The 22502-nt window shown below is 57.8% G+C and carries 26 protein-coding genes; 18 read left to right on the top strand and 8 right to left on the bottom strand.

The genetic code is table 11. From position 1 onward, the window contains the following. Positions 1-64: 64 nt before the first annotated feature. Both AC2D8P_RS14235 and AC2D8P_RS14230 read right to left on the bottom strand, forming a co-directional pair. The gene (locus AC2D8P_RS14235) at positions 65-1549 is read right to left on the bottom strand and encodes an AMP nucleosidase (protein ID WP_484703463.1); all 1485 of its coding nucleotides are present in this window, start codon (positions 1547-1549) and stop codon (positions 65-67) included. A 67-nt stretch (positions 1550-1616) separates the two neighbouring features. Next, on the bottom strand, positions 1617-2612 hold the full coding sequence (locus AC2D8P_RS14230; protein ID WP_484703462.1) for a type I glyceraldehyde-3-phosphate dehydrogenase: 996 nt from the start codon (positions 2610-2612) through the stop codon (positions 1617-1619). 122 nt (positions 2613-2734) lie between these two features. Here AC2D8P_RS14230 and AC2D8P_RS14225 point away from each other — a divergent pair, with 122 nt between their 5' ends. The 4 genes from AC2D8P_RS14225 (at position 2735) to AC2D8P_RS14210 (ending at position 5803) form a co-directional block, all read left to right on the top strand. Next, positions 2735-3496, top strand: a complete 762-nt coding sequence (locus tag AC2D8P_RS14225) for a LamB/YcsF family protein (RefSeq protein ID WP_484703461.1) — start codon at positions 2735-2737, stop codon at positions 3494-3496. After that, positions 3493-4179, top strand: coding sequence for a 5-oxoprolinase subunit B family protein (locus AC2D8P_RS14220; protein ID WP_484703460.1), 687 nt, complete (start codon positions 3493-3495; stop codon positions 4177-4179). Before AC2D8P_RS14225 ends, AC2D8P_RS14220 begins: the two co-directional genes overlap by 4 nt. Further along, positions 4176-5192, top strand: coding sequence for a 5-oxoprolinase subunit C family protein (locus tag AC2D8P_RS14215; RefSeq protein ID WP_484703459.1), 1017 nt, complete (start codon positions 4176-4178; stop codon positions 5190-5192). The genes AC2D8P_RS14220 and AC2D8P_RS14215 overlap by 4 nt, the downstream gene beginning before the upstream one ends. 113 nt (positions 5193-5305) lie before the next feature. Beyond that, positions 5306-5803, top strand: coding sequence for a L,D-transpeptidase family protein (locus AC2D8P_RS14210; protein ID WP_484703458.1), 498 nt, complete (start codon positions 5306-5308; stop codon positions 5801-5803). Here the strand turns inward: AC2D8P_RS14210 and dalA are convergent. Then, positions 5800-6330, bottom strand: a complete 531-nt coding sequence (dalA, locus tag AC2D8P_RS14205; RefSeq protein ID WP_484703457.1) for a divisome-associated lipoprotein DalA — start codon at positions 6328-6330, stop codon at positions 5800-5802. The genes AC2D8P_RS14210 and dalA overlap by 4 nt on opposite strands. Positions 6331-6501: 171 nt before the next feature. On the opposite strand from dalA, the gene AC2D8P_RS14200 reads away from it, so the two are divergent. Beyond that, positions 6502-7098, top strand: a complete 597-nt coding sequence (locus tag AC2D8P_RS14200; RefSeq protein WP_484703456.1) for a L,D-transpeptidase — start codon at positions 6502-6504, stop codon at positions 7096-7098. Between the two features lie 47 nt (positions 7099-7145). Here AC2D8P_RS14200 and AC2D8P_RS14195 read toward each other — a convergent pair whose 3' ends face one another. The 4 genes from AC2D8P_RS14195 to AC2D8P_RS14180 form a co-directional block, all read right to left on the bottom strand. Then, on the bottom strand, positions 7146-7442 hold the full coding sequence (locus AC2D8P_RS14195) for a putative quinol monooxygenase (protein WP_484703454.1): 297 nt from the start codon (positions 7440-7442) through the stop codon (positions 7146-7148). A 74-nt stretch (positions 7443-7516) separates the two neighbouring features. Further along, entirely contained in the window at positions 7517-8110 is a 594-nt protein-coding gene (locus AC2D8P_RS14190) for an OsmC-related (seleno)protein (protein ID WP_484703453.1), read from the bottom strand. Between the two features lie 77 nt (positions 8111-8187). Further along, on the bottom strand, positions 8188-9219 hold the full coding sequence (hemH, locus tag AC2D8P_RS14185; protein WP_484703452.1) for a ferrochelatase: 1032 nt from the start codon (positions 9217-9219) through the stop codon (positions 8188-8190). A 35-nt stretch (positions 9220-9254) separates the two neighbouring features. After that, entirely contained in the window at positions 9255-10127 is an 873-nt protein-coding gene (locus AC2D8P_RS14180; RefSeq protein WP_484703451.1) for a methyltransferase domain-containing protein, read from the bottom strand. A gap of 42 nt (positions 10128-10169) precedes the next feature. Here AC2D8P_RS14180 and AC2D8P_RS14175 point away from each other — a divergent pair, with 42 nt between their 5' ends. From AC2D8P_RS14175 to AC2D8P_RS14160, 4 genes are read left to right on the top strand one after another with little or no spacing between them, the layout of a single operon-like run. Next, the gene (locus AC2D8P_RS14175) at positions 10170-10889 is read left to right on the top strand and encodes a double zinc ribbon domain-containing protein (RefSeq protein ID WP_484703450.1); all 720 of its coding nucleotides are present in this window, start codon (positions 10170-10172) and stop codon (positions 10887-10889) included. A gap of 36 nt (positions 10890-10925) precedes the next feature. Further along, positions 10926-11183 carry a glutaredoxin 3 gene (grxC, locus tag AC2D8P_RS14170; protein WP_484703449.1) on the top strand — a complete coding sequence of 86 codons (258 nt, stop codon included), beginning with the start codon at positions 10926-10928 and terminating at the stop codon, positions 11181-11183. 17 nt (positions 11184-11200) lie between these two features. Then, positions 11201-12031 carry a carbon-nitrogen hydrolase family protein gene (locus tag AC2D8P_RS14165; RefSeq protein WP_484703448.1) on the top strand — a complete coding sequence of 277 codons (831 nt, stop codon included), beginning with the start codon at positions 11201-11203 and terminating at the stop codon, positions 12029-12031. Beyond that, complete coding sequence (locus tag AC2D8P_RS14160; protein ID WP_484703447.1) at positions 12031-12477, top strand: MarR family winged helix-turn-helix transcriptional regulator; 447 nt, start codon at positions 12031-12033, stop codon at positions 12475-12477. Before AC2D8P_RS14165 ends, AC2D8P_RS14160 begins: the two co-directional genes overlap by 1 nt. A gap of 28 nt (positions 12478-12505) precedes the next feature. Here the strand turns inward: AC2D8P_RS14160 and plsY are convergent, their stop codons facing one another. After that, the gene (gene plsY / locus AC2D8P_RS14155; protein ID WP_484703446.1) at positions 12506-13111 is read right to left on the bottom strand and encodes a glycerol-3-phosphate 1-O-acyltransferase PlsY; all 606 of its coding nucleotides are present in this window, start codon (positions 13109-13111) and stop codon (positions 12506-12508) included. 153 nt (positions 13112-13264) lie between these two features. Here plsY and ybgC point away from each other — a divergent pair, with 153 nt between their 5' ends. The 9 genes from ybgC to ftsH all read left to right on the top strand — a co-directional run bounded on the left by ybgC (position 13265) and on the right by ftsH (position 22075). After that, entirely contained in the window at positions 13265-13654 is a 390-nt protein-coding gene (gene ybgC, locus AC2D8P_RS14150) for a tol-pal system-associated acyl-CoA thioesterase (RefSeq protein WP_484703445.1), read from the top strand. A 109-nt stretch (positions 13655-13763) separates the two neighbouring features. After that, positions 13764-14459, top strand: coding sequence for a protein TolQ (tolQ, locus tag AC2D8P_RS14145; protein WP_484703443.1), 696 nt, complete (start codon positions 13764-13766; stop codon positions 14457-14459). A gap of 1 nt (position 14460) precedes the next feature. Further along, a complete protein-coding gene (gene tolR, locus AC2D8P_RS14140; protein ID WP_484703442.1) occupies positions 14461-14943 on the top strand; it encodes a protein TolR in 483 nt (160 codons plus the stop codon). 9 nt (positions 14944-14952) lie between these two features. Then, positions 14953-16056 carry a hypothetical protein gene (locus AC2D8P_RS14135; RefSeq protein WP_484703441.1) on the top strand — a complete coding sequence of 368 codons (1104 nt, stop codon included), beginning with the start codon at positions 14953-14955 and terminating at the stop codon, positions 16054-16056. Beyond that, on the top strand, positions 16053-17393 hold the full coding sequence (gene tolB / locus AC2D8P_RS14130) for a Tol-Pal system beta propeller repeat protein TolB (protein ID WP_484703440.1): 1341 nt from the start codon (positions 16053-16055) through the stop codon (positions 17391-17393). The genes AC2D8P_RS14135 and tolB overlap by 4 nt, the downstream gene beginning before the upstream one ends. 69 nt (positions 17394-17462) lie before the next feature. Next, positions 17463-17978 (top strand): peptidoglycan-associated lipoprotein Pal, encoded by a 516-nt coding sequence (pal, locus tag AC2D8P_RS14125; RefSeq protein ID WP_484703439.1) that lies wholly within the window; start codon positions 17463-17465, stop codon positions 17976-17978. Positions 17979-17987: 9 nt separating this feature from the next. Next, positions 17988-18803, top strand: a complete 816-nt coding sequence (gene ybgF, locus AC2D8P_RS14120) for a tol-pal system protein YbgF (RefSeq protein ID WP_484703438.1) — start codon at positions 17988-17990, stop codon at positions 18801-18803. After that, a complete protein-coding gene (gene tilS, locus AC2D8P_RS14115) occupies positions 18800-20077 on the top strand; it encodes a tRNA lysidine(34) synthetase TilS (RefSeq protein ID WP_484703437.1) in 1278 nt (425 codons plus the stop codon). The genes ybgF and tilS overlap by 4 nt, the downstream gene beginning before the upstream one ends. A gap of 81 nt (positions 20078-20158) precedes the next feature. Next, positions 20159-22075, top strand: coding sequence for an ATP-dependent zinc metalloprotease FtsH (gene ftsH, locus AC2D8P_RS14110; protein WP_484703436.1), 1917 nt, complete (start codon positions 20159-20161; stop codon positions 22073-22075). The last annotated feature ends 427 nt before the right edge of the window (positions 22076-22502 follow it).

Genomic DNA, 22502 nt, shown 5'->3' with positions numbered 1-22502 from the left:
ACACAACAATTAGTGGCGCTGAAAAGCTGTTTTTCCCTAAAAATATGCGCTTTTTTGCCATTCCCTAGAGGAAGGCGGTCTCTTCAAAGCTGCGCAGTTTCCGCGAATGGATACGCTCAAGCGGCATGTCGCGCAATGTTTCCATCGCCTGAATGCCGATCAGCAGATGCCGCGCCACCTGACTGGTGTAAAATTCAGACGCCATGCCGGGCAATTTCAGCTCCCCATGCAGGGGTTTGTCAGACACGCACAGAAGCGTTCCATAGGGGACCCTGAAGCGAAATCCATTGGCGGCGATGGTCGCGCTTTCCATGTCCAGGGCGATGGCACGTGACTGGGACAGGCGCTGCACTGGCCCGGAATTGTCACGCAATTCCCAATTGCGGTTGTCGATGCTGGCCACGGTGCCGGTCCGCATAATGCGTTTTAGCTCATAGCCCTCCAGTTCCGTGACCTTGGCCACGGCCCGTTCCAGCGCGATCTGAATCTCTGCCAAAGGCGGGATAGGAACCCAGACTGGCAGATCAGCATCCAGAACGTTATCCTCGCGCAGATAAGCATGGGCGAGCACAAAATCGCCCAGGCTTTGGGAGTTTCTAAGCCCCGCGCAATGACCAACCATCAGCCAGGCATGGGGGCGTAGAACGGCGATGTGGTCGGTGGCGGTTTTGGCATTTGATGGTCCAACCCCGATATTGACCAACGTAATGCCGTTCCCGTTTTCCCGTTTCAGATGATAGGTTGGCATCTGCGGTAGTTTCACGGGCATGTCCAGCGGAGCGTCGGGATCAGAAATCTCGATATTCCCGGTTGAGACAAAGCTGGTATAACCACTTTCCGGGTCGGCAAGCGCCCGGCGGGCATAGGCCTCGAACTCCGCCACGTAGAACTGATAGTTGGTGAACAAAACGTGGTTTTGGAAATGTTCAGGATCTGTCGCGGTGTAGTGCGACAGCCGGGCCAGAGAGTAATCGACGCGCTGCGCGGTAAACGGGGCCAGCGGCATCGACCCATCCGGATAAACAAAGCCCATTCCATTGACGATCAGATCATTGGTCGTCTCCAGATCCGGCACGTCAAAGATGTCACGCAGCGGGAATTGCAGACACCCATCCTGCGGAACTGTCACGGTGGGGTCGTTGGCAACGGCAAAATGCATTGGGATCGGCGTGTCAGATAGACCGATCGTGATCGGCACATCGTGGTTTCTGATCAGCAAACCGATCTGTTGGATCAGATAGTTTCGAAACAGGTCGGGGCGGGTAACCGTGGTGGAATATTCCCCCGGCTGCGACACGTGACCATAGGCCAGCCGTGTGTCGACATGGGCATGGCTAAGTGTTCTGACCCGAATTTCAGGATAATAGGCGCGATAGCGTTCTGCCGGTTGCGGGCCGGAGGCTTTTGTAGAAAACTTTTCGCACAGAAAACGCGTTGCAATATCATAAAGTTCGCACAAACGATCCACCGCTTCTTCGGCACTGGTAAATTGTTCTGCAGGTGGTGTGGGTGGCGATTGGATTGTCAGTTTCAGATCGGCTGCTTTCATTATTTTTATCCTTTTCGCAGCAATTCTTTCACATTCCGGTTAAAGGGGGAAGAACCTGATCGAGGCTCTATCTTGTCGCCATCAACCGGGCCATATCGAGCATTCGGTTCGAAAATCCCCATTCATTGTCATACCAGCCAAACACCCGAACGATCCCCCCGCGCGAGACAGAAGTTTCATGCGGGACCATCACAATACTTTCCGGGCGCATCCGCATATCGGTGGAAACCACGCGGTCGGTGACCCGGCCGATGATTGGCCCGGTGGCTGCGGTCAGCACATCGTTGACCTCTGCGACGCTGGCTTTGCGCCCCAGGGCGATTGCCAGATCGATACAGGATACGCTGGCTGTCGGTACGCGGATCGCACGTGCCTCTACCCGTCCCGCCAGATGCGGCAGCACATCGCCGATCAGTTGCGCGGCAGAGGTCGTGGTCGGGACCATCGATAGGGCGGCGGCCCGGCTGCGTGCCTCTGTCGCGCGCGGGGTGTCGACGGTTGGTTGGCTGCCGGTATAGCAATGCACGGTCGTCATATGGCCGCTTTCCACATCAAACGCATCGTCGAGAGTTTTTAACAACGGCGCCAACGCGTTGGTGGTGCAAGAAGCGTTGGAGATGATCTTTTGATCCCGCAATTCGAAATCGTTTGCGCCCAGAACGATGGTTTTGTCCGCTGCGGGCGAGGGCCCCGATATCAACACACGACCCGCGCCAGCCTTAAGCCCGCGTTCGGCCACGCCGCGCGTATTGGCGCCACCTGTGCATTCCAAAACAATATCCACATGCGACAGATCCAGCTCGCTCAGGTCGCCCTTCATCGTCACCGGGATGCGTTGGCCATCGACGATCAGCGTGTCGCCCTGGGCATGAACTGTTCCGGGATAGGGCCCAAAGACGCTGTCATATCGCAGCAAATATTCCAGCATATCAATCGCCGCCACGTCATTTATCAGAACCAGCTTGAAATGGGCGCGATGCTGTTTGGACATGGCCAGACGCATGATCGACCGCCCGATGCGGCCAAAACCGTTAATGGCAATGCGAATTGGTGCGTCTGTCATGGGGCTCTCCGGCGATCTATGGCCGGACCATTCCTAAATCCTGAGGCAAGGTCAACCGGGATCGTTGCCTTGACGCCCGGCATGGCCGGTGTAACGTTCCACGCAACCAATCGGAGGGGCTCATGAAAAGCATCGATCTGAACGCTGATCTGGGGGAAAGTTTCGGCCCCTGGAAAATGGGCGAAGACGCGCAGATGATGCAGATCATCTCCAGCGCCAATATCGCCTGTGGCGGCCATGCCGGTGATAACATGACCATGTATGACAGTGTCGTCGCGGCAAAGGCGGCCGGTGTCGCCATTGGGGCCCATCCGGGGTTTGAGGATCGTCAGGGCTTTGGCCGGCGTCGCTTGCCCCTGACCGCGACAGAGGTTGAACGCTTGGTCGCCGCCCAGACCGGCGCACTTTGCGGTGTGGCGGCGCTGGCCGGGGCAGAAGTACAATATGTCAAAGCGCATGGCGCCTTGTCGAACTGGGCCTGCGAAACGCCCGAGATCGCCGCCGCCGTTGTGCGCGCCACACGCGCGGTTCTGGGGGATCGCGCCCTGTTGCTGGCCGTGTCAGGGACAGCATTAGAGACAGAGGCCGACCGCGCTGGTTTGCCAGCCGTGTGCGAAGTTTTCGCCGATCGCGGGTACACACCAGAGGGCCAGTTGGTACAGCGTGGTAGACCCGGTGCCATGATCCATAACGCGGATGAGGCGGCGCAACGGTTGATTGCATTCTTGGAAACCGGTGAAATGCCGACAGTTGGTGGCGATCCCGCGCGCCTTAATGCGGGATCAATCTGCGTGCACGGGGACGGGCCGACAGCGGTTGCCATGGCCGCAGCCCTGCGCGACCGGCTGACCGCCGCCGGGTTTGAGATCAGGTCCTTCGTATGACACCCATGGCCCAACCGGTTGGCGATTGCGGGGTCATGCTGCGCTTTGGTGACCGGATAGATCAAAACATCCATGCGCATGTTGTCGCTTTCCACAAAGCCGCAGAGCGGGTGGGGCTTGCCGGGGTGACCGAATTTGTCCCGTCCTACACCGCGCTCTTCGTGGGGTATGATCCGCTGACAACCGATTATGACACGCTCTCCGCGGCACTTATGGCCCTGAACCCAGATGCGGCAGAGGCGCGTGCGCCGACCGTGTGGACCGTCCCGGTCTGCTATGAGCGCGACTTGGCCCCGGATCTGGAAGAGGTCGCAGCGCAAACGGGCCTTAGCACTGATGCCGTCATCAACGCCCATATGTCCGGCACCTACATGATCTATATGTACGGTTTCGCCCCCGGCTATGCCTATCTGGGCGGCGTGTCGGACGTGTTGCAACTGCCACGCAAGGAAACCCCGGTTCGCGGAGTGCCAGAGGGAACAGTGTGTATAGCGGGCCCGCAGTCGCTGGTCACGACGATGACCCTCCCCAATGGTTGGTGGCTATTGGGGCGGACGGCATTTCGGTTTTTGCGACCAGAAGCTGATGACGCGTTTCCGCTGGCGGTTGGAGATCAAGTGAGGTTTTCGCGGGTCAGCCGCGATGATTATGAAAACGCCCTGATAAATGGGGCCCATCAATGACGGCTGTAATTAACATTACGGCTGCGGGGCCCTTTATCTCTGTTCAGGATCGGGGACGCCCCGGTTTTCTGCGCTTTGGCGTGACCGAATCTGGACCGATGGATCGGGTTGGCTTTGACATTCTGCGTCACGCGCTGGACGGAGGTAACGATTTTCGAGCAATCGAAGTGTCTATGGGCGGTTTGGCCCTGACTTGCACGAGCGGATCGGTGACCCTTGGCGTTGCAGGGGGGGAGTTTGGCATCCGGCTCGACGGGGTCCCGCAAAGCCCGTGGTCTGTCTTTTCCGTATCAGAGGGACAGTCCCTGACCATTCGATCGGGTCCCGCGGGCAGCTGGTGCTATTTGGGGTTTGCTGGCCAGATCGACGGCCCCAACTGGTTAGGCAGCCATGCCGCGCATTTGCCCTCGGGCCTGTGTGGCCGGGCCTTGCAGGCCGGTGATCAGTTGTCTGTCTTAAACGCAGAACTTCGTGGCAATCTGCACGGGGCGTTTCCGATCCCCGATTTCGCCCGCTTTGATGGGCGCACGCGCATCGTGGTTGGCCCGCAAGACGATCGTTTCACCCCACAGGCGCTGACCGCGCTGAATGGTGAGATTTATCAGATCACACAGGAATACGACCGTATGGGCATGCGATTGTCTGGTCCAAAACTTCCACCGCAGGATGCCCTGTCGATCCCGTCAGAGGCGCTGCTCCGGGGGTCGGTGCAGGTGCCGGGCCATGGCGACCCGCTGATCCTTTTGGCAGATCACCAGACCACCGGCGGGTACCCCAAGATCGCCACCGTGATCAGCGCCGATATCGATCGGGTCTCGCAGGCGCGTCCGGGGGACAGGATCAGGTTCAAACCGATGACCGTCGCCGAAGCGGTGGCAGAGGCACGGAGGTTTCACGCGGGCCTCACCACTTATCTTGAGCGGTTGCCCGATTATCGGGGTTCTGTGCTTGATCGGCTGTACCGGATGAACCTGATCAGCGGTGTGGTGTCCCAGACGCCGGATGAACCTTGATCGGCTGATCCACACCTCAAACACGATTTCGTAATGTTTGCCTGTTTTCGTTGCCTCGGCGGTGGCCGATGCGATAAGACAATGACAATAAAATAAAACAGGCGATCGGGCAGATGGATCGTAGAACAATAGTGACCGGGCTGGGGGCCTTGGGTTTGCTGAGCGGATGCAGCAGCAAAATTCGGACCTATGATGGGCCGGATGTGTCGCGCGTTCTTGTCTTCAAGGAAAAACGCAGCATGTACCTAATGGCGGATCGGAATGTGCTGAAAGCTTACAATGTCGATCTAGGGTTCTCCCCGGAGGGTCATAAACAGATCGAAGGCGACGGTCGCACACCCGAAGGCCATTACCTGATCGACCGCCGCAATCCGAACAGCGATTTTCACTTGTCAATCGGCATATCCTACCCCAATTCACGCGATATTGCCCGTGCCCGCGCGATGGGGCGTAGCCCGGGGGGTGACATCTTTATCCATGGCGACCCAAAGCTGATGCGCCGCCTGAAAGGGCCCGACTGGACCTATGGCTGCATCGCTGTCAGCAATGAAGAGATGGAAGAGATTTATGCGATGGTCGCGACCGGCACGCCGATCTCGATATACCCTTAAAGACTACTGATAACCGTGCTGCGGGCCGCACCGGTCAGAAGCGTCCACCAGATCTTGCCATTTTCATCCTGATGCCAGGAAATCCCCAGATGCGTCGCGCGCGGATCAAGAATAACATCGCGCGTATCCTCACGTTGCATCCAGGCGGCCAGAGTTTCCAGCTCTGTCTCATAAGTTTCAGAGATGTTTTGACCCATCAGCGTGCCTGAATACCCTGCTCTCGCGGCGCGATCCAATGGCGAAGAGCCATCGGACCCAAAGTGCCAGGCACGGTTTTGCACCGACATGTCGCGCGAATGCGTGGCCGCCGCTGCATTCAATTCTGAACTCAGGATCACCTGCTGCACGCCGGCGGCCTGACGCAGCGAGTTCACCGAGTCCAACGTCCGGAACTGCACCTCGGATTCGCTGGGTATATGATAGACCTGCGGCAACGGGCGACCATCAGGACCCAACCGTATCGCGGATGTTGTACAAGCGGTCAGCATCAAGCCAAGAGCGAAGATAAACCCAAACTTCTGTAACATACATAAACCCTTTTGCCGTTGCCCTGATCTATCGGGTCTGGTGTGACAGATCAAACTCTCAGGCGCGCAAACCGGCAATCTAACGCCTATTTGAATTGCGACTGCGTCATTCTCGCCATATTATGCGCCCATATTTGGCTGACAGCCAAGAAAGGTACAATAGGTGGTGCGATGAAATATGGATTGGATAGGCGTCGTTTTCTGAAAACGTCTTGCGGGGCCGCGTTGGGCCTGACAGCCGCGCCTGTATGGGCTCAAAACACGGATGGAAGCACGGAATTCGAGCAAGCGGTTACCCCGGTCACCCGTCGCAATATCTCGAGCTTCCGGTCTTTGGACTGGGAACCCTATTTCGACAATCTGCGCAATGGGGCAATTCTGGTCGATATTACCTCTCGTGCCGCACATTACTGGAGCGCGGATGGCCAGACCTATAAGCTCTACCCGACATCTGTCCCCATGTCCGATGATCTGACGCGGCGTGGCCGTACCAAAGTGGTTCGCAAGGTCGAAGGCCCATCTTGGCGGCCGACCCCTGCGATGCGCGAACGCAACCCGGAATGGCCGGAATATGTGGCCCCGGGGCCGGACAATCCGCTGGGAACGCATGCGCTGTATCTCAGCTGGACCTATTACCGCATTCACGGCACCCATGACACGCGCAAGATCGGGCGGCGCTCGTCAAACGGCTGTATTGGCCTTTACAACGAACATATCTCAGAGCTGTTTTCACTGGCCAAAGTGGGCACGCAGGTTCTGCTGATCTGACGCCCTCAACAGATTGCACATATCAGGCGGGGAATTCCTCGCCTTTTTTAATCTTCTACTAGATCATAATGGCGGATGGTACGTGACTCGACGATCTCTTCCTCTGCTGGATCGATGTGTGGTGTTGTGTAATCTTCGCCAACAAAGGCCTTTAGTGCATCTAAATCCCGCCAGATCATGACAAAGCTGAACTCCCTCGGGCTTTCGGGCCGTGCAGCGCCAGGTAACACATCCACAATTCCATCCGTCCCCTTCATCAATGGAATCGCAGTTTCATGAAAGAAACGGCTGAATGCGTCTTCCTTGCCAGGTCGTGTTACCACCTGTAAAACTCGCATAATCATCGAAAACCCCTCCGTCTTGTCATTGTGACAGTGGGATTATAGCACAAACAGCGGGCCCAAAATCTTCCTGGTTGTCACCCCGTGCGGCTGATCGCTTCTGTCCCATTATGAACCAACCGCGTGGACCATGGGATCGGATTTCGCAGGGCGTGATGCGCCATACAGGCGCCTTCGGCCTCGTCTAACAAGTCGCGGATCCGGTCGGTGGGCTCAGGGCTTTCGATGATGACGTGGGTTTCAACATGTTCGGTTTCACCCTCTGTGGTGTAGCCCAGATCGCGCATCGTCCCCAGGTTGGTTTTGAACCGGACGCGCTGTTCCAGTTTCAGGCCGTCAACCTGGATTTTTCGGGCTGTCAGGATGTCGGTCAAATGGGTCATCAGGCAAAACCCGATCCCGGCACAGAAAAATGCCAGGGGCGGCGGCGCTGTGTCATCGCCCACCGGGGGCTGTTCGTCACAAAACATCCGAACCGGGCTAAAGCCGGGAATGTTGACTTGGACCGTCCCGGTTTTCTTTTGCTTGGTTCCGGCTTCGGCGGTCAGATTGACCTCAAATCGCAGCGGTTCGGGCGGGCGGGATTTTTTGAATGGGTCTGGGGTGAATTCTTGTGGGACGGGATGGTGATCAGACACCTCGCCCACTTGATAGAATTTCTGTTCCGACATCGCGCGCTCCATTTAATTGACAATGTCAATATTAAGAGAGCTCCAATCCGTGTCAAGACTGATGGCTTGGTTCGGGATTAGACCCAGCCGGACAGGTTCTGACGGACAATTCCGGCCAAAGCCGCGATATGGGCGTCATCCGCGTTCAGACAGGGAATATAGGTGAAGCTCTCGCCGCCGGCCTCGATGAAACTGTCACGAATTTCCTCGTTGATCTCTTCCAACGTCTCAATGCAATCGGCCGAAAAGGCCGGGGCGATCACCGCAATGTTCTTTTTGCCGGACTGTGCCAGCTGTGCGACCTCGTCCACAGTATAGGGCTTTAACCACTCTTCCGGGCCAAAACGGGACTGGAACGTTGTGACGATCTGATCATCGGCCCAGCCCAAGCGTTCTTTCAAAAGCCGAGAGGTCTTCTGACATTGGCAGTGATACGGATCGCCCTGCATCAGATAGCGTTCGGGCATACCGTGGTAGGAGGCGACCAGCAGATCGGGTTGATGATCCATTTTGTCATAGGCCGCCTGAACCGACCCGGCCAGCGCATCGATATAACCGGGATCGTCGAAATAGGCCGGAACAGTGCGCACGGCGGGTTGCCAGGGCGCATCTTTCAACGTCGCAAAGAAAGCATCATTTGCCGTCGCTGTCGTGGCCCCTGCATATTGCGGATAAAGCGGGAAAAACAAGATCTTGTCACATCCGGCAGTGATCATTGCGTCAACCTTGGATTTGGTCGACGGATTGCCGTAACGCATGCAGAATTCCACCATCACCTGATCGCCATATTCTTTGGTCAAAGCCTCGCGCAGCCCGTCGGTTTGGTCTCTGGCGATGGTCATCAGCGGGCTTTCACCCTTGTCCTCATTCCAGATCGATTTGTAGGCCGCGCCGGAACTGAAGGGCCGCTTGGTCAGGATAATGGCCTGCAGGATCGGCTGCCATTTCCAGGCCGGGTAATCGATCACCCGCTTGTCAGACAGAAACTCATTCAGGTAACGGCGCATCGACCAGTAGTCATAGCCATCCGGTGTGCCCAGATTTGCAATCAGAACGCCGATCTTGCGGGGCGGCAACTTGGGATGGTCCAGAGGAAGTGGCGATGTCATTGGGTTGCGTCCTGCTCGAATTGATTTGTGGCTGTCTAGTCGGTCTGGTCGGGGTTTGCACCCTCATCCAAAGGAATTTCTACGGCGTTCAGGGCATTTGCCAGACGGGCAGAGGCAGAACCGGGGCGTAGCGGTCTGGGTTGGCTGTCATCGGGGGCCCAACCGGTCAGCATGATGACCTCGAACGTGGCGGGCAGGCGGCCGTCAGGCAGACCGAATGCGGATTGATATCGGGTGGCAGCTTCGGCGAATAGGGCCTTCGGGGTGATATTTCTCATACGTGCTGACAGCGCATTGCCTTCGCCCATTGCCCTGAGATCATGCATCAGCCGGAACAAATCCGGGTAAGTGACATTTCGAACACCGGAATCGGCCACTGGCAGCGCAAAACCCGCGCGTTGCAACAGGGCACCCAGATCGCGGATTTCACCCATTGGCGCCACGCGGGGCGACAGGCCACCCAGGATTGTGGCCTCGGCCTCCGCCAGTGCGCCACGAAGCTCTGACAAAGTCTGCCCGCCGAAAAAGGCCGCAATGAGCAACCCGTCTGGTTTCAATGCACGTCTGCATTGCACTAGCTGCCCAACCGGATCATTGGCCCAGTGAAGTCCCATCATATGAATGACCAGATCATGAGCCCCTTCACGAAGGTTGAGGCGATCGTCATCCGCGACAATCACCGCATCGGGCAATCGGTTGGCCCAAACCTCGGGAAAACCGGTGACAATGGCGGGGTGCGTAAACGTTCTGTTAACCTCAATCAGTCTTTCCTCAATCTCATCAGCCACGTCGTGGTGCAGAAACAGCTCTGCACCGGTGGCTATTGCCCGCAACCGGTTGCGCAGAACGGCCTTGCGGTCTGTCAGTTCTGGCGGCGCGTTTGAGGTCGGAGAGGCAGAGGTGGTCATGTGTGGTCCTTTGAAGTCCACCCTATCTAGTAAGGATTGGTTATGATTCAAAGCCTGTTGCACCGACTTTTTCCACCACAATGCGTGGGATGCCCCTTGATCGTGGATCAGGATTTCGCTTTGTGTCCTGAGTGTTGGCAGTCTGTGGCGTTCATTCAGGGACTGATCTGTGATGCGTGTGGAACGCCGCTGCCGGGGGGGCACACGGGTCAGACCGAATATTGCGATGATTGCCTGCGTGTTGCACGGCCATGGGTGCAGGGGCGGGCGGCCCTTCTTTATCAGGATAAAGCCAGATCTTTGGTTTTGGCATTAAAGCATGGGGATCGCACGGATCTGGCGCGTCCTGCAGCGCGATGGATGGTGCGCGCCATAGGTAGTTTGATCGGGCCAAAGACGCTCATCGCACCGGTGCCGTTGCATCGAAACAGGCTCTTTCGGCGACGGTACAATCAGGCCGCTCTCTTGGCCCAGGGGCTAGCACATGAGACAGCCGGGCACGCTTGTGTCGACCTGCTGTTGCGGACCAGGCCGACCCCGGTTCTGGATGGGATTGGACGCGATGCCCGATTTGCCAGTTTGGCAGGTGCGTTTCAGATCACACCCCGGCACAGATCCTTGATTGTTGGGCGAAACATCCTGTTGGTCGATGATGTGATGACATCTGGCGCGACACTTTCCACAGCGGCAGAGGCATGCCTTGCAGCCGGGGCACAGAAAATTGATGTCGCAGTACTAGCGCGGGTGCCAAAAGATCACTAAATGCACCTGACTGCGCGATTCCAGACAGGTGCTTACATGCCATCGGTTACCATCTATACCTCCGCTTATTGCGGGTACTGCCATGCGGCCAAGCGTCTGTTGGCAAAAAAGGGCGCAAGCTTTGATGAAATTGACGTCGGGCGCGATGTTGGTAAACGTCAGGAAATGATGCGTCTGGCCGGTGGTCGTCACACGGTGCCACAGATTTTCATCAACGGGCGGCATATCGGGGGCTGCGACGAATTGTATGATCTGGATCGCAGGGGTAAGCTCGATACACAACTGACCGCCTGACCCCGGAACGGATATCCATGCGCATTGCCCTTCTGCAACTGAATTCCAGCGACCAGCCTGCGGATAATGTCGTGGTGGTGCAGGATATGATCCGGCAGGCGGCAGAGCAGGGTGCAACGTTCATCCTGACACCAGAGGTCACCAATTGTGTTTCCAACAGCCGCCGCCATCAACTAGACGTGCTGGCGCTGGAGGAGGAAGATCAGACCTTGCCCGCCCTGCGCGATATCGCGGCAGAGCTGGGCATATGGCTTTTGATTGGATCTCTAGGGTTGAAGACCCAAGATCCTGATGGCCGCTTTGCCAACCGTTCTTTCATGATCGCGCCTGATGGTGGGGTGGTTGCGCGTTATGACAAGATTCACATGTTTGATGTCGATCTCGGCGCCGGGGAAAGCTTTCGCGAATCCGATGGCTATCGCCCGGGATCACGCGCCGTTCTGGCCCAAACTGACTTTGGTGCGGTGGGAATGACCATTTGCTATGACGTGCGTTTTCCCCATCTTCACAGGACATTGGCCAAAGCAGGTGCCCGTATCTTGACCGTCCCGGCGGCATTTTCCCCCATTTCTGGTGCGGCGCATTGGCATGCCTTGTTGCGCGCCCGTGCCATCGAAACCGGGTGTTTTGTGCTGGCCCCGGCACAATGCGGCGCTCATGAGATTTCGACCGGCAGGCCGCGACGAACCTACGGTCATTCGCTCGTCGTCTCCCCGTGGGGGGAGGTTCTGGCCGACGCCGGAGAGGCGCCCGGCATTACAATCGTTGATCTTGACCTCTTGGACGTGGATAAGTGTCGTCAGAAAATCCCATCGCTGTCGCATGACCGCCCGTTCGAAGGCCCCTGATGTCTGAAACAACCGAAACGCTGGCCATCGCACTGTTTTCCGAAGTGCTGATGGCAGATCAGCTGGCCAGAACCCAGCTGACCAAGGCCCTGCCAAAGGGGATGGAGCTGTCGCATTTTTCGGTGCTGAACCATCTTGCCCACACGAATGAGGAAAAATCGCCGGCCCAATTGGCCCGGGCCTTTCACGTGACCAAGGGTGCAATGACGAACACTTTGTCGAAGCTTGAATGGGCGGGTCACGTTCATATTCGCCCCGATTGGGAAGATGCGCGTCGCAAGATGGTGGCCATCAGCCCCGCCGGGCGTCGGGCACGAGAGGCGGCATTGCGGGCCATCTCTCCGATCATCGATCAGGCAGTTCGCAATATCGGCGCAGATCGCGTGCGCGCCGCGCTTCCGGTGCTGCGCGAGCTTAGACGCGAAATGGATGTTTCTGAAAACTAAATCCCGCCCTCTTACATTGTTGGGATAACTACTTTTTGCCGATCTTGGGCTCTGATCCCGCAGCAATTCTGCGGATATTGGGCAGGTGTTTCGTGTAGACTAGCACGATCAGTGCGATGGCCAGCAAAATGCCTTGTGAATACCCGGCCCATAGCATCCAGAAGGGCGAGGCGGCCACCGCCACCAGTGCCGATAGCGATGAGATCCGAAAAACAACGGCGACCACCAGCCAGGTCAAACAGGTAAACAGACCAACAGGGAAGGACAGCGCCAGCAGGATACCCAGGCAAGTCGCAACCCCCTTGCCGCCATGAAATTTCAGCCAGACCGGATAAAGATGCCCCAGAAATGCGGCCAGCCCCGCCAATTGCGCGGCATCTTCTGCCAGCACGCAGCGGGCAATCAGAACCGCCACCGCCCCTTTGCCTGCATCGCAGATCAGTGTCAGGAAAGCCGCCAGTTTGTTGCCGGTGCGCAGCACATTTGTGGCCCCGATATTGCCAGATCCTATCTGGCGCAGATCGCCCAGCCCCATCAGCCGCGCTGTCACCATGCCAAAGGGCACAGATCCCAGCAGATAGGCCAGCACAGCGGTCAGTATCAGCATGGTCGGATCGGTCGTGATCGGGGGCATGTGCGGCGTCCTCAATGTCTTGTCGCAGGCAACCTAGCGCCTTCGCCCTGAATTCGGAATAGCCCAAATGCCCGGATTTACACGTTGATGCCATCGCAGAGCCTCTTGCAAATCCGGCGCTGGCCTGATCTTTTTGCCAAAACAGGCAGACCCATGACCCATCAGTTTCACACCCGCGTTTATTACGAAGATACCGATCTGGCCGGGATCGTTTATTACGCCAATTACCTGAAATTCATTGAACGCGCCCGGACGGAATGGGTGCACGGATTGGGGATCGATCAGACCGCGTTGAAGAATGAGGAAGGGATCGTTTTCGCCGTCCGCCGAGTGGAGGCCGACTATCTGTCGCCGGCACGCTTTGCCGATGATTTGACGGTGGTCACCACGATAGAGGCCGTTACAGGCGCGCGCATTGTTTTGCGGCAGGACGTGATGCGTGACGGTGAGGTCTTGTTTTCGGCCATCGTCACCCTTGTGGCCCTGTCTGAAACCGGTCAACCCGCCCGGCTTCCGGCGAATATCCGCCTGATTCTGCACTAGGCAGCGATTTCATCCGGCTTGACGCAGATTTGATGGCATTCCCCCTGTAACTAAGCTAAGTTGTGGATAAATACGCCGCATAAAGACGGCACAACAAAAGAGCAGGCAAATGGAAACCGAAATCCTTGGCGCGGCGTCGGAGATTGATTTCTCCATGTGGGCGCTGTTTGCGCGGGCGACACTGATCGTAAAGCTCGTGATCCTGATGCTGATCGCGGCCTCTTTCTGGTCTTGGGCGATTATCATCCAAAAGCATAAAAACTACCGGGCTGCCCGCACAGAGGCGAGCGTCTTTGACCGCGCTTTCTGGTCGGGTGATCCACTTGACGAATTGTTTGACCAAATCGGCCCCGACCCGGGCGGCGCGTCACAAAAGGTTTTTGCGGCGGGCATGTCGGAATGGCGGCGCAGCCATCGTGAAGGTGGAGAGATGATCGCGGGCGCACAGGCCCGGATCGACCGATCGATGGATGTGGCAATTGCCAAGGAAAGCGAAAAACTGATCAGTGGCCTGCCGTTTCTGGCCACGGTCGGGTCGACAGCACCCTTCGTTGGTCTTTTCGGTACGGTCTGGGGCATCATGAATGCCTTCATCGAAATTGCCGCCCAGCAAAACACCAATTTGGCCGTTGTGGCCCCGGGGATTGCAGAGGCGCTGTTTGCCACTGGCCTTGGCCTTCTGGCCGCGATCCCGGCAGTGATTTTTTATAACAAACTCTCCTCTGATGCCGACCGGCTGGTTGCAGGCTACGAGGCCTTCGCCGACGAATTTTCCACGATCCTCTCGCGTCAGTTGGACAGTTGAGATGGGCGCAGGTGTCATGAAATCTGGTGGGGGTGGCGGTAGCCGCCGCCGTCGTTCGGGCCGGGGTCATCGTCATCAGGCGATGAGCGAAATCAACGTCACGCCCTTTGTCGATGTGATGCTGGTGCTGCTGATCATCTTCATGGTGGCGGCGCCGCTCTTGACCGTGGGCGTGCCGGTCGAACTGCCGGAAACCTCGGCAGGCGCGTTGCCCGCAGAACAAGAGGAACCCTTGACCATCACGCTGACCGCCGATGGCCGGATGTTGATCCAGACCGCAGAAACCCCACGCGACAATCTGATTGCCAAGCTGCGGGCCATCGCGTCGGAGCGTGAGGGTGACAAGGTCTTCATTCGCGCCGACGGCGCTATTCCTTATGAACAGGTCGTGCAGGTGATGGGGGCGCTGAACGCGGCCGGGTTCAACAATATCGGGCTGGTCACGGATATCGGCGGCCCGACGCTGGACGGTCAAGACGGCTGAGGCAGGCACGTGCGCACGGGCTATATCATCTCTGGCATCGGGCATCTGGCCCTGATCCTGTGGCTGATTTTCGGCGGCCTGTTTTCGCATGTCGAGGATGCAGAATTCACCGCTGCTGATGTGTCGATCCTTTCAGAGGCTGAATTCGCCGCACTGACCGATCCCAACACACGCCCCGCACCGGAATTGTCGCAGGAGGTTGTGACGCCCGCAGAACCCGAAGAGGCTGAGACACCAGAAACGCCCGAGCCTGATCCGGTGCCCGAAAGCACCGATGCCCCAGAAGTGCCCGACACAACGGAACAGGCCGAGCCGCCCGATGTGTCCGATCTGGCCGCACTGCCCGAACCGGAAATCGTAGAAGAAACGCCAGAGCTGCTCCCCTCACCGGATGAGGCCGACAGCCAAACCCCGATCTTGCCCGATGATGGCGCGCCTCAGCAGGCCGATCGCGTGGCGCCAGAGGCGGTGCCGCTGCCAGAGCCCGATGTGGATGTCGGCGACACGGTGCAACCTGCGCTTAGCCCAGATGCCACTCAATCCGCTCAGGCAGAGGCACAAGACGCCACCGCGCCCGAGGCGGCCACTACAGAAATCGTGACAGAGGCCGAAGAGGAAGAGACGGGTCTGGCATCTTCCCTGCGTCCTCTGTCGCGTCCACAGCGCCCGTCCCGCCCAGAGCCTGAACCGGACCCAGAGCCGGAAACCGAACGCGATCCGCTGGCCGATGTGATCAACAACGCAGTGGCCGAAGCCAATGATCAGACAGAGGAACCGCGCGTGGCCTCCGGCCCACCCCTGACCCGTGGCGAACGCGAGGGCCTGCGGCTAGCTGTGCAGCAATGCTGGAATGTTGATGTCGGGTCCGAGGCGGCAAATGTCACGGTTGTGATTGGCTTATCGATGGGCCGTGATGGCAAAGTGGTCAGCAACTCATTACAGCTGGTCTCCAGCAGCGGTGGCACTGGACGCGCGGTTGATACGGCCTTTCAGGCCGCCCGCCGGGCGATCCTGCGCTGCCAGCGCGACGGCTATAATCTGCCGATCGACAAGTATGACCACTGGCAAGAGATTGAAATTACCTTCAACCCTGAGAATATGAGGACCAGATGAGATTATTTAAGAAACTGACCTCGCTTCTGGCGGCTGCGCTGATCTTCAGCGTGCCAGCCACATTTGTTGCTGCGCAAAGCAGCGGCCCCCTTCGCATTGAAATCACCGAAGGGGTGATTGAACCGTTGCCCTTTGCACTGCCGGTCTTCGTGTCTGAAAATGCGGCATCGGGTCAAATGGCACAGCAAATCTCTCAGGTGGTTGCGGCGGATTTGGCTGGCACCGGGCTCTTTCGCCAGATCGGCAGTGAGGCATTCATTGGGCAGGTCCGCAATTTTGATGCGCCTGTACAATATGCCGATTGGCGCGCGATCAACGCACAGGCCCTGATCACCGGTTCGGTCAATGTCAGCGCCTCTGGTCGGGTATCTGTCAAGTTCCGCCTCTTTGATGTCTTTGCCGGTCAGGAAATGGGCGCAGGCCTGCAATTGGGCGGCCCGGCAGACAGTTGGCGGCGGTTGGCGCATAAGGTGTCGGATGCGGTTTATTCCCGGATCACCGGTGAAAGCCCTTATTTCGACAGCCGCGTGGTTTATGTTGCGGAGACAGGCCCCAAGAACGCGCGGCAAAAGCGATTGGCGATCATGGACTATGATGGCGCCAATATTCAGTACCTGACCGATGATTCCTCGATCGTTTTGGCACCACGCTTTTCGCCCAACGGCGACCGGGTGCTCTATACCTCTTACGAAACTGGCCTGCCGCGTATCTATCTGATGGATGTGCGCACGGTGCAACGCCGGGCTTTGGACGATCAGCGGGGCACGATGACCTTCGCCCCGCGTTTCAGCCCCGACGGCAATTCTGTGGTCTATTCGCTGAGTGCTGGCGGCAATACCGATATCTATCTGCTGAATCTGAACTCCGGCCAGCGCCAACGCCTGACCTCAGCCCCGTCCATCGAAACCGCGCCCAGCTTTTCGCCAGACGGCACCCGGATCGTGTTTGAATCAGATCGTTCTGGCGCGCCGCAGCTTTATGTCATGCCAACAGGTGGCGGCGAATCGCGCCGCATCAGCTTTGGCGAGGGGCGCTACGGCACACCGGTTTGGTCCCCACGCGGGGACATGATTGCATTTACCAAGCAAAATGCGGGCCGTTTCCATATCGGCGTGATGCGCTCCGATGGCAGTGAGGAACGCCTGCTAACGGCCTCTTTCCTGGATGAGGGACCGACCTGGGCTCCAAACGGGCGGGTTTTGATGTTTATGCGCGAAACTGCCGGATCGGGAGGCGCGCCGTCGCTTTATTCCGTTGATATTTCGGGGCGTAACTTGCGTCGGGTAAACACAGGCGGGGCCGCGTCTGATCCGGCCTGGTCGCCGTTGCTGCCTTAAGTTTCCAAACACCTTAGGTGGTGATAGAATGCAAATCAAACGAGCAGAGACATATAAAGGGCAATGACCATGAAACATCTGATCAAAGCGACCATGCTGGTCGCCGCACTGGGCCTCGCGGCCTGTACCGACCCCGCACGTTTTGGCAGTGGTGGCGGAGGCGGCGCTGATGCCGGGGCTGGCATCGGCCAGTTCGGTGATCCGTCCGATCCAAGTTCCATCGCCTACTTCAACCAATCCATCGGCGACCGTGTGCTTTTTGCCGTGGATCAAAGCACGCTGGATGACGAGGCGCGCATCACATTGAACGGCCAGGTGGACTGGTTGAACGTCAACCCAGAATACACGGTGCGGATCGAAGGTCACGCAGACGAACAGGGCACACGGGAATACAACCTCGCGCTGGGCGCACGCCGTGCCAACGCCGTTCAGGAATACCTGATCTCGCAAGGCGTCGCCGCCAACCGCTTGCACACCGTATCCTATGGCAAAGAGCGTCCGTTAGAAATTTGTTCGGATGAAAGTTGCTATCGTCAGAACCGCCGGTCTGTATCGGTGGTGACGGCAGGTATCCCATCTAGCTAGGAGGCCGCTATGATCCGTTCCTTTGCCGTGATTGCGGCACTGATCCTGACCGCTCCGGCAGCCATCGCCCAGTCCCGCGATGAAACCCTGGCGGATATTCGTCAGGAACTGTCGGTGCTTTATGTCGAGGTGCAGCGCCTAAAACGCCACCTGTCGACAACCGGTGCGCCGCAAACGGCGGTTGGTGGGGTGACGCCTTTGGAACGGATTGATGCGATTGAGCGCGAATTGCAACGCCTGACCGCCAAGGCGGAAGAGATCGAGTTCAACGTGAACCAGATCGCCACGCGCGGTGGCAATCAGATCGGTGATCTGGAATTCCGTCTGTGTGAACTCGAAGCAAACTGCGACATCGCCGATCTGTCTGATAGTACGACGCTGGGTGGGGTTGATGTTGGCACCGCGCCAGCGATCGCGACGCCAACCGGTGGGGCGGAGCTTGCCGTGGGCGAGCAGGCCGATTTTGACCGGGCCGCGGCGGCACTTGAAGGCGGTGATCTTGTCTCCGCCGCTGAACAATTTGCGACCTTCGCGCAAACCTACCCTGGTGGCCCGCTAAGTGCAGAGGCGCATTTCCTGCGGGGCGACGCATTGGAACAGCTTGGGCAGACGCAAAATGCTGCCCGGGCCTATCTGGACAGCTTTTCAACCGCCCCCAATGGCGCGCGCGCGTCGGATGCCCTGTTCAAGGTCGGCACGACTTTGGCCGCCCTTGGTCAGACATCGGATGCCTGCCAGATGTTCGATCAGGTCGGCATTCGGTTTCCGGGCACCGAGGCAGAGCTGGAAGCCCGCGCCGCACAGGTTGAGTACAACTGCCTGTGAGTGAGAAGTTTCCTGTGTCAGAGGGGCAGGACGCTCTTTTGCTACATGTGGTCCAGTCGACCTTTTCACCTGATACTCCAAGTCGTGTTGGCGTGGCCGTATCAGGCGGTGGCGACTCCATGGCTTTGCTTCACTTGATGCACCGCGCCGCCCCACATTCGGGCTGGCAGGTTTTCGCGGTGACGGTCGATCACGGATTGCGGCCCGAAGCTGCTGACGAAGCCATTATTGTCGCTGATTTCTGTGCCGAGCATGATATCCCGCACGACACCGTGAAATGGACAGATTGGGACGGCACGGGCAACCTTCAGGATCAGGCTCGTCGCGCACGGTATCGATTGATCACCGACTGGGCCAAGCAAAACCATCTCAGCCATATCGCGCTGGGCCATACCGCTGACGATCAGGCCGAAACCTTCCTGATGCGCATGGCCCGGTCAGCCGGCATTGACGGGCTCGCCGCGATGCGGGGCAGGTGGGTGGAGGACGACCTGACCTGGGCGCGGCCATTACAGTCAGCATCGCGCCAGGAATTGCGGGCGTATCTGAAGCGCAACGATGTGCCATGGGTTGATGATCCCTCAAACGAGGACACGCGGTTTGACCGGGTGAAGGCACGTCAGGCACTGGCGGTATTAAAACCGTTGGGCATTACGCAGGGAGTTTTGAACGATATTGCCCTGAACCTGTCCTCTGCCCGCATTGCATTGATTTCAACCACCGCTGATTTTGCGCGGCGACATTGCAGTCAGAAGGGTGGCGATTTGGTGTTAGCGCGCCAGCCCATGATCCAGCTGCCTTTTGACATCTTCCGACGGCTGGTGACCAAGGCGCTGCTGTGGGTCAGCGGGGCTGACTATGCACCGCGCGCCAACACGTTGCAAAACTTGCACCACGCCATTTTGATCGCTGACAAACCCCGCACGCTTGCCGGATGCCGGATCACCATCAGCGATGATCAGGTTCGGATCGCACGGGAATTCAATGTTGTGCGTGATTTGTCCTGCGCGACAACAGATAATTGGGATGGACGCTGGCAACTCGCCGGTCCCCATGATTCTGATCTGACCATTCGCGCCTTGGGGGCAGAGGGGTTGAAAGGCTGCCCCAACTGGCGTGATACCGGCCTGCCGCGCGCGTCTTTGATCGCCTCGCCCGCTGTCTGGCAGGCTGAAAAACTGATCTCTGCACCTCTCACCGGGCTGGAAAACGGCTGGCAGGCCAATCTTGCCCCATCGCGAAACAATTTCGTGCGGTTTGTCTTATCGCATTGAACATGTGCCCGGGCATCTCTATTTTAACTGGATGGCGGCTGTGTTATGCGCAGCCCCAACCGGATTTTATGGAGAATCTCCTTGGGCAATAACGCACGCAATATCGCCTTCTGGGTCGTGCTCTTTCTGCTGATCCTTGCGCTGTTTAATCTGTTCAGCGGTGGCAGCGGGTCAGTCAACAACCGCACGGTCAGCTATTCAGATTTCATCGCACAAGTTGATGATGGCAATATCGCTGCCGTCACATTGGATGGGGAACGGGTCAGTTTCCGTGGGGCAGATGGCAATACCTATTCCACAATCAAACCGGGTGACGCTGATCTGACAGATTACCTGATCGAAAAGAACGTCGCCGTAGATGCCAAACAGCAGGAACAATCGGGGCTGGCCTCGATCATCATGACCTTCTTGCCGTTTATCCTGCTGATCGCGGTCTGGATCTATTTCATGAACCGGATGCAGGGCGGCGGCAAAGGCGGGGCCATGGGCTTTGGTAAATCCAAGGCCAAATTGCTGACGGAACGTGCGGGCAAGGTCACTTTTGACGACGTCGCCGGGATTGATGAAGCCAAGGAAGAACTGGAAGAGATCGTCGAATTTCTGCGCGACCCGCAAAAATTCAGCCGCCTGGGTGGCAAGATTCCTAAGGGCGCGCTGCTTGTCGGCCCTCCGGGCACTGGTAAAACCCTGCTGGCCCGTGCGATCGCGGGGGAGGCTGGCGTGCCCTTCTTCACCATCTCGGGCTCTGACTTTGTGGAAATGTTTGTGGGTGTTGGTGCCTCCCGTGTTCGCGACATGTTCGAACAGGCCAAGAAAAACGCCCCATGTATCGTCTTCATTGACGAGATCGATGCCGTGGGCCGCCACCGTGGTGCCGGCTATGGCGGCGGCAATGACGAACGTGAACAGACCTTGAACCAACTTCTGGTCGAAATGGACGGGTTCGAGGCCAATGAAGGCGTGATCATCATCGCGGCCACCAACCGTAAGGATGTATTGGATCCCGCACTGCTGCGCCCCGGCCGGTTTGACCGTCAGGTCACCGTTCCGAACCCGGATATCAAGGGCCGCGAGAAAATCTTGGGCGTTCATGCCCGCAAAACGCCGCTGGGCCCGGATGTGGACCTGCGCATCATCGCCCGTGGTACGCCCGGCTTTTCCGGTGCCGATCTCGCCAATCTGGTGAATGAGGCGGCCCTGACAGCTGCCCGCATCGGCCGCCGTTTTGTCACGATGGAGGATTTTGAATCCGCCAAGGACAAGGTAATGATGGGGGCCGAACGTCGGTCCATGGTCCTGACGCAGGAGCAGAAGGAAAAAACCGCCTATCACGAAGCGGGCCATGCCATTGTTGGCCTGAAACTCCCCAAATGTGATCCGGTCTACAAAGCCACGATTATTCCACGTGGTCCGGCGCTGGGCATGGTGGTGTCCCTGCCTGAGGTGGACAAGCTTCAACTCTTCAAGGACGAGGCCGAACAAAAGATCGCCATGACCATGGCGGGTAAGGCAGCGGAAATTCTGAAATATGGGCCGGACTCGGTCTCCAGTGGCCCCGCAGGTGACATTCAGCAGGCCAGCCAGATGGCCCGTGCCATGGTGATGCGCTACGGTATGTCCGATCTTGTCGGCAACATCGATTATTCAGAGGCCCATCAGGGCTACCAGGGCCAGACGGCGGGGTTCTCTGTGTCGGCCGCGACCAAGGAATTGATCGAACAAGAGGTCAAGCGCCTGATCGACGAAGGCTATGACCGTGCCCATAAAATCGTCTCTGAAAACGAAGAAGAGTTCGAACGCCTGGCACAGGGTCTTCTGGAATATGAAACCCTGACCGGAGAAGAGATTCAGCGTATCTTGCGCGGGGAGCCACCACATGTCGACCCAGATGATGAAAATGGCTCCGACGAGGGCAGCGCACCATCGGTGACAGCCATTCCAAAGACCAAACCCAAGGCCAAGCCCGGCGGGGATATGGAGCCGACACCGACAGCGTGATCCCTGGGATCGTCAGAAAACTAAAAAACCGCCGCTGCGAATCAGCGGCGGTTTTTGATTCTGGACGCATCTAATCGGAACATCTCGCAAGATTTTCTAGGCTCGGCCCCCTGGTTTTATAGGCTTATCCGTGATCCATTCCACCTTAGGAAATGAATTGCACCAAATGCGAAATTCTCGCGCTTGGTTTCGACGGTTCCGGGGGCAGAAATGTCGGAAATACGGTGCTGCGGCGTTGCCAATATCGGTATGCACTCGGTATGCATAGGTCGACAATCGGCACGGCCGGGACACGAAAATCAGGGGATCCTATATATGAGTTACAAGTCTGACATTGAGATAGCTCGCGAGGCTGTCAAGCGTCCGATCATTGAGATTGGGGAGAAGCTTGGGATATCGAGCGACAATTTGCTGCCTTACGGGCATG

Source organism: Roseovarius sp. YIN77, from assembly GCF_057219155.1.
This window is presented reverse-complemented; position numbering and strand designations above follow the sequence as displayed.

Excerpts from the sequence above, each read along its gene's own strand:
- AC2D8P_RS14180 (WP_484703451.1), bottom strand. The coding sequence starts at position 10,127 with ATGACCACCTCTGCCTCTCCGACCTCAAACGCGCCGCCAGAACTGACA.
- grxC (WP_484703449.1), top strand. The coding sequence starts at position 10,926 with ATGCCATCGGTTACCATCTATACCTCCGCTTATTGCGGGTACTGCCAT.
- AC2D8P_RS14165 (WP_484703448.1), top strand. The coding sequence starts at position 11,201 with ATGCGCATTGCCCTTCTGCAACTGAATTCCAGCGACCAGCCTGCGGAT.
- AC2D8P_RS14160 (WP_484703447.1), top strand. The coding sequence starts at position 12,031 with ATGTCTGAAACAACCGAAACGCTGGCCATCGCACTGTTTTCCGAAGTG.
- AC2D8P_RS14220 (WP_484703460.1), top strand. The coding sequence starts at position 3,493 with ATGACACCCATGGCCCAACCGGTTGGCGATTGCGGGGTCATGCTGCGC.
- tolR (WP_484703442.1), top strand. The coding sequence starts at position 14,461 with ATGGGCGCAGGTGTCATGAAATCTGGTGGGGGTGGCGGTAGCCGCCGC.
- dalA (WP_484703457.1), bottom strand. The coding sequence starts at position 6,330 with ATGTTACAGAAGTTTGGGTTTATCTTCGCTCTTGGCTTGATGCTGACC.
- tolB (WP_484703440.1), top strand. The coding sequence starts at position 16,053 with ATGAGATTATTTAAGAAACTGACCTCGCTTCTGGCGGCTGCGCTGATC.
- AC2D8P_RS14210 (WP_484703458.1), top strand. The coding sequence starts at position 5,306 with ATGGATCGTAGAACAATAGTGACCGGGCTGGGGGCCTTGGGTTTGCTG.
- AC2D8P_RS14225 (WP_484703461.1), top strand. The coding sequence starts at position 2,735 with ATGAAAAGCATCGATCTGAACGCTGATCTGGGGGAAAGTTTCGGCCCC.
- AC2D8P_RS14235 (WP_484703463.1), bottom strand. The coding sequence starts at position 1,549 with ATGAAAGCAGCCGATCTGAAACTGACAATCCAATCGCCACCCACACCA.
- AC2D8P_RS14190 (WP_484703453.1), bottom strand. The coding sequence starts at position 8,110 with ATGTCGGAACAGAAATTCTATCAAGTGGGCGAGGTGTCTGATCACCAT.
- plsY (WP_484703446.1), bottom strand. The coding sequence starts at position 13,111 with ATGCCCCCGATCACGACCGATCCGACCATGCTGATACTGACCGCTGTG.
- hemH (WP_484703452.1), bottom strand. The coding sequence starts at position 9,219 with ATGACATCGCCACTTCCTCTGGACCATCCCAAGTTGCCGCCCCGCAAG.
- tolQ (WP_484703443.1), top strand. The coding sequence starts at position 13,764 with ATGGAAACCGAAATCCTTGGCGCGGCGTCGGAGATTGATTTCTCCATG.
- ybgC (WP_484703445.1), top strand. The coding sequence starts at position 13,265 with ATGACCCATCAGTTTCACACCCGCGTTTATTACGAAGATACCGATCTG.
- AC2D8P_RS14175 (WP_484703450.1), top strand. The coding sequence starts at position 10,170 with ATGATTCAAAGCCTGTTGCACCGACTTTTTCCACCACAATGCGTGGGA.
- AC2D8P_RS14200 (WP_484703456.1), top strand. The coding sequence starts at position 6,502 with ATGAAATATGGATTGGATAGGCGTCGTTTTCTGAAAACGTCTTGCGGG.
- pal (WP_484703439.1), top strand. The coding sequence starts at position 17,463 with ATGAAACATCTGATCAAAGCGACCATGCTGGTCGCCGCACTGGGCCTC.
- AC2D8P_RS14230 (WP_484703462.1), bottom strand. The coding sequence starts at position 2,612 with ATGACAGACGCACCAATTCGCATTGCCATTAACGGTTTTGGCCGCATC.
- AC2D8P_RS14195 (WP_484703454.1), bottom strand. The coding sequence starts at position 7,442 with ATGATTATGCGAGTTTTACAGGTGGTAACACGACCTGGCAAGGAAGAC.
- AC2D8P_RS14215 (WP_484703459.1), top strand. The coding sequence starts at position 4,176 with ATGACGGCTGTAATTAACATTACGGCTGCGGGGCCCTTTATCTCTGTT.
- ybgF (WP_484703438.1), top strand. The coding sequence starts at position 17,988 with ATGATCCGTTCCTTTGCCGTGATTGCGGCACTGATCCTGACCGCTCCG.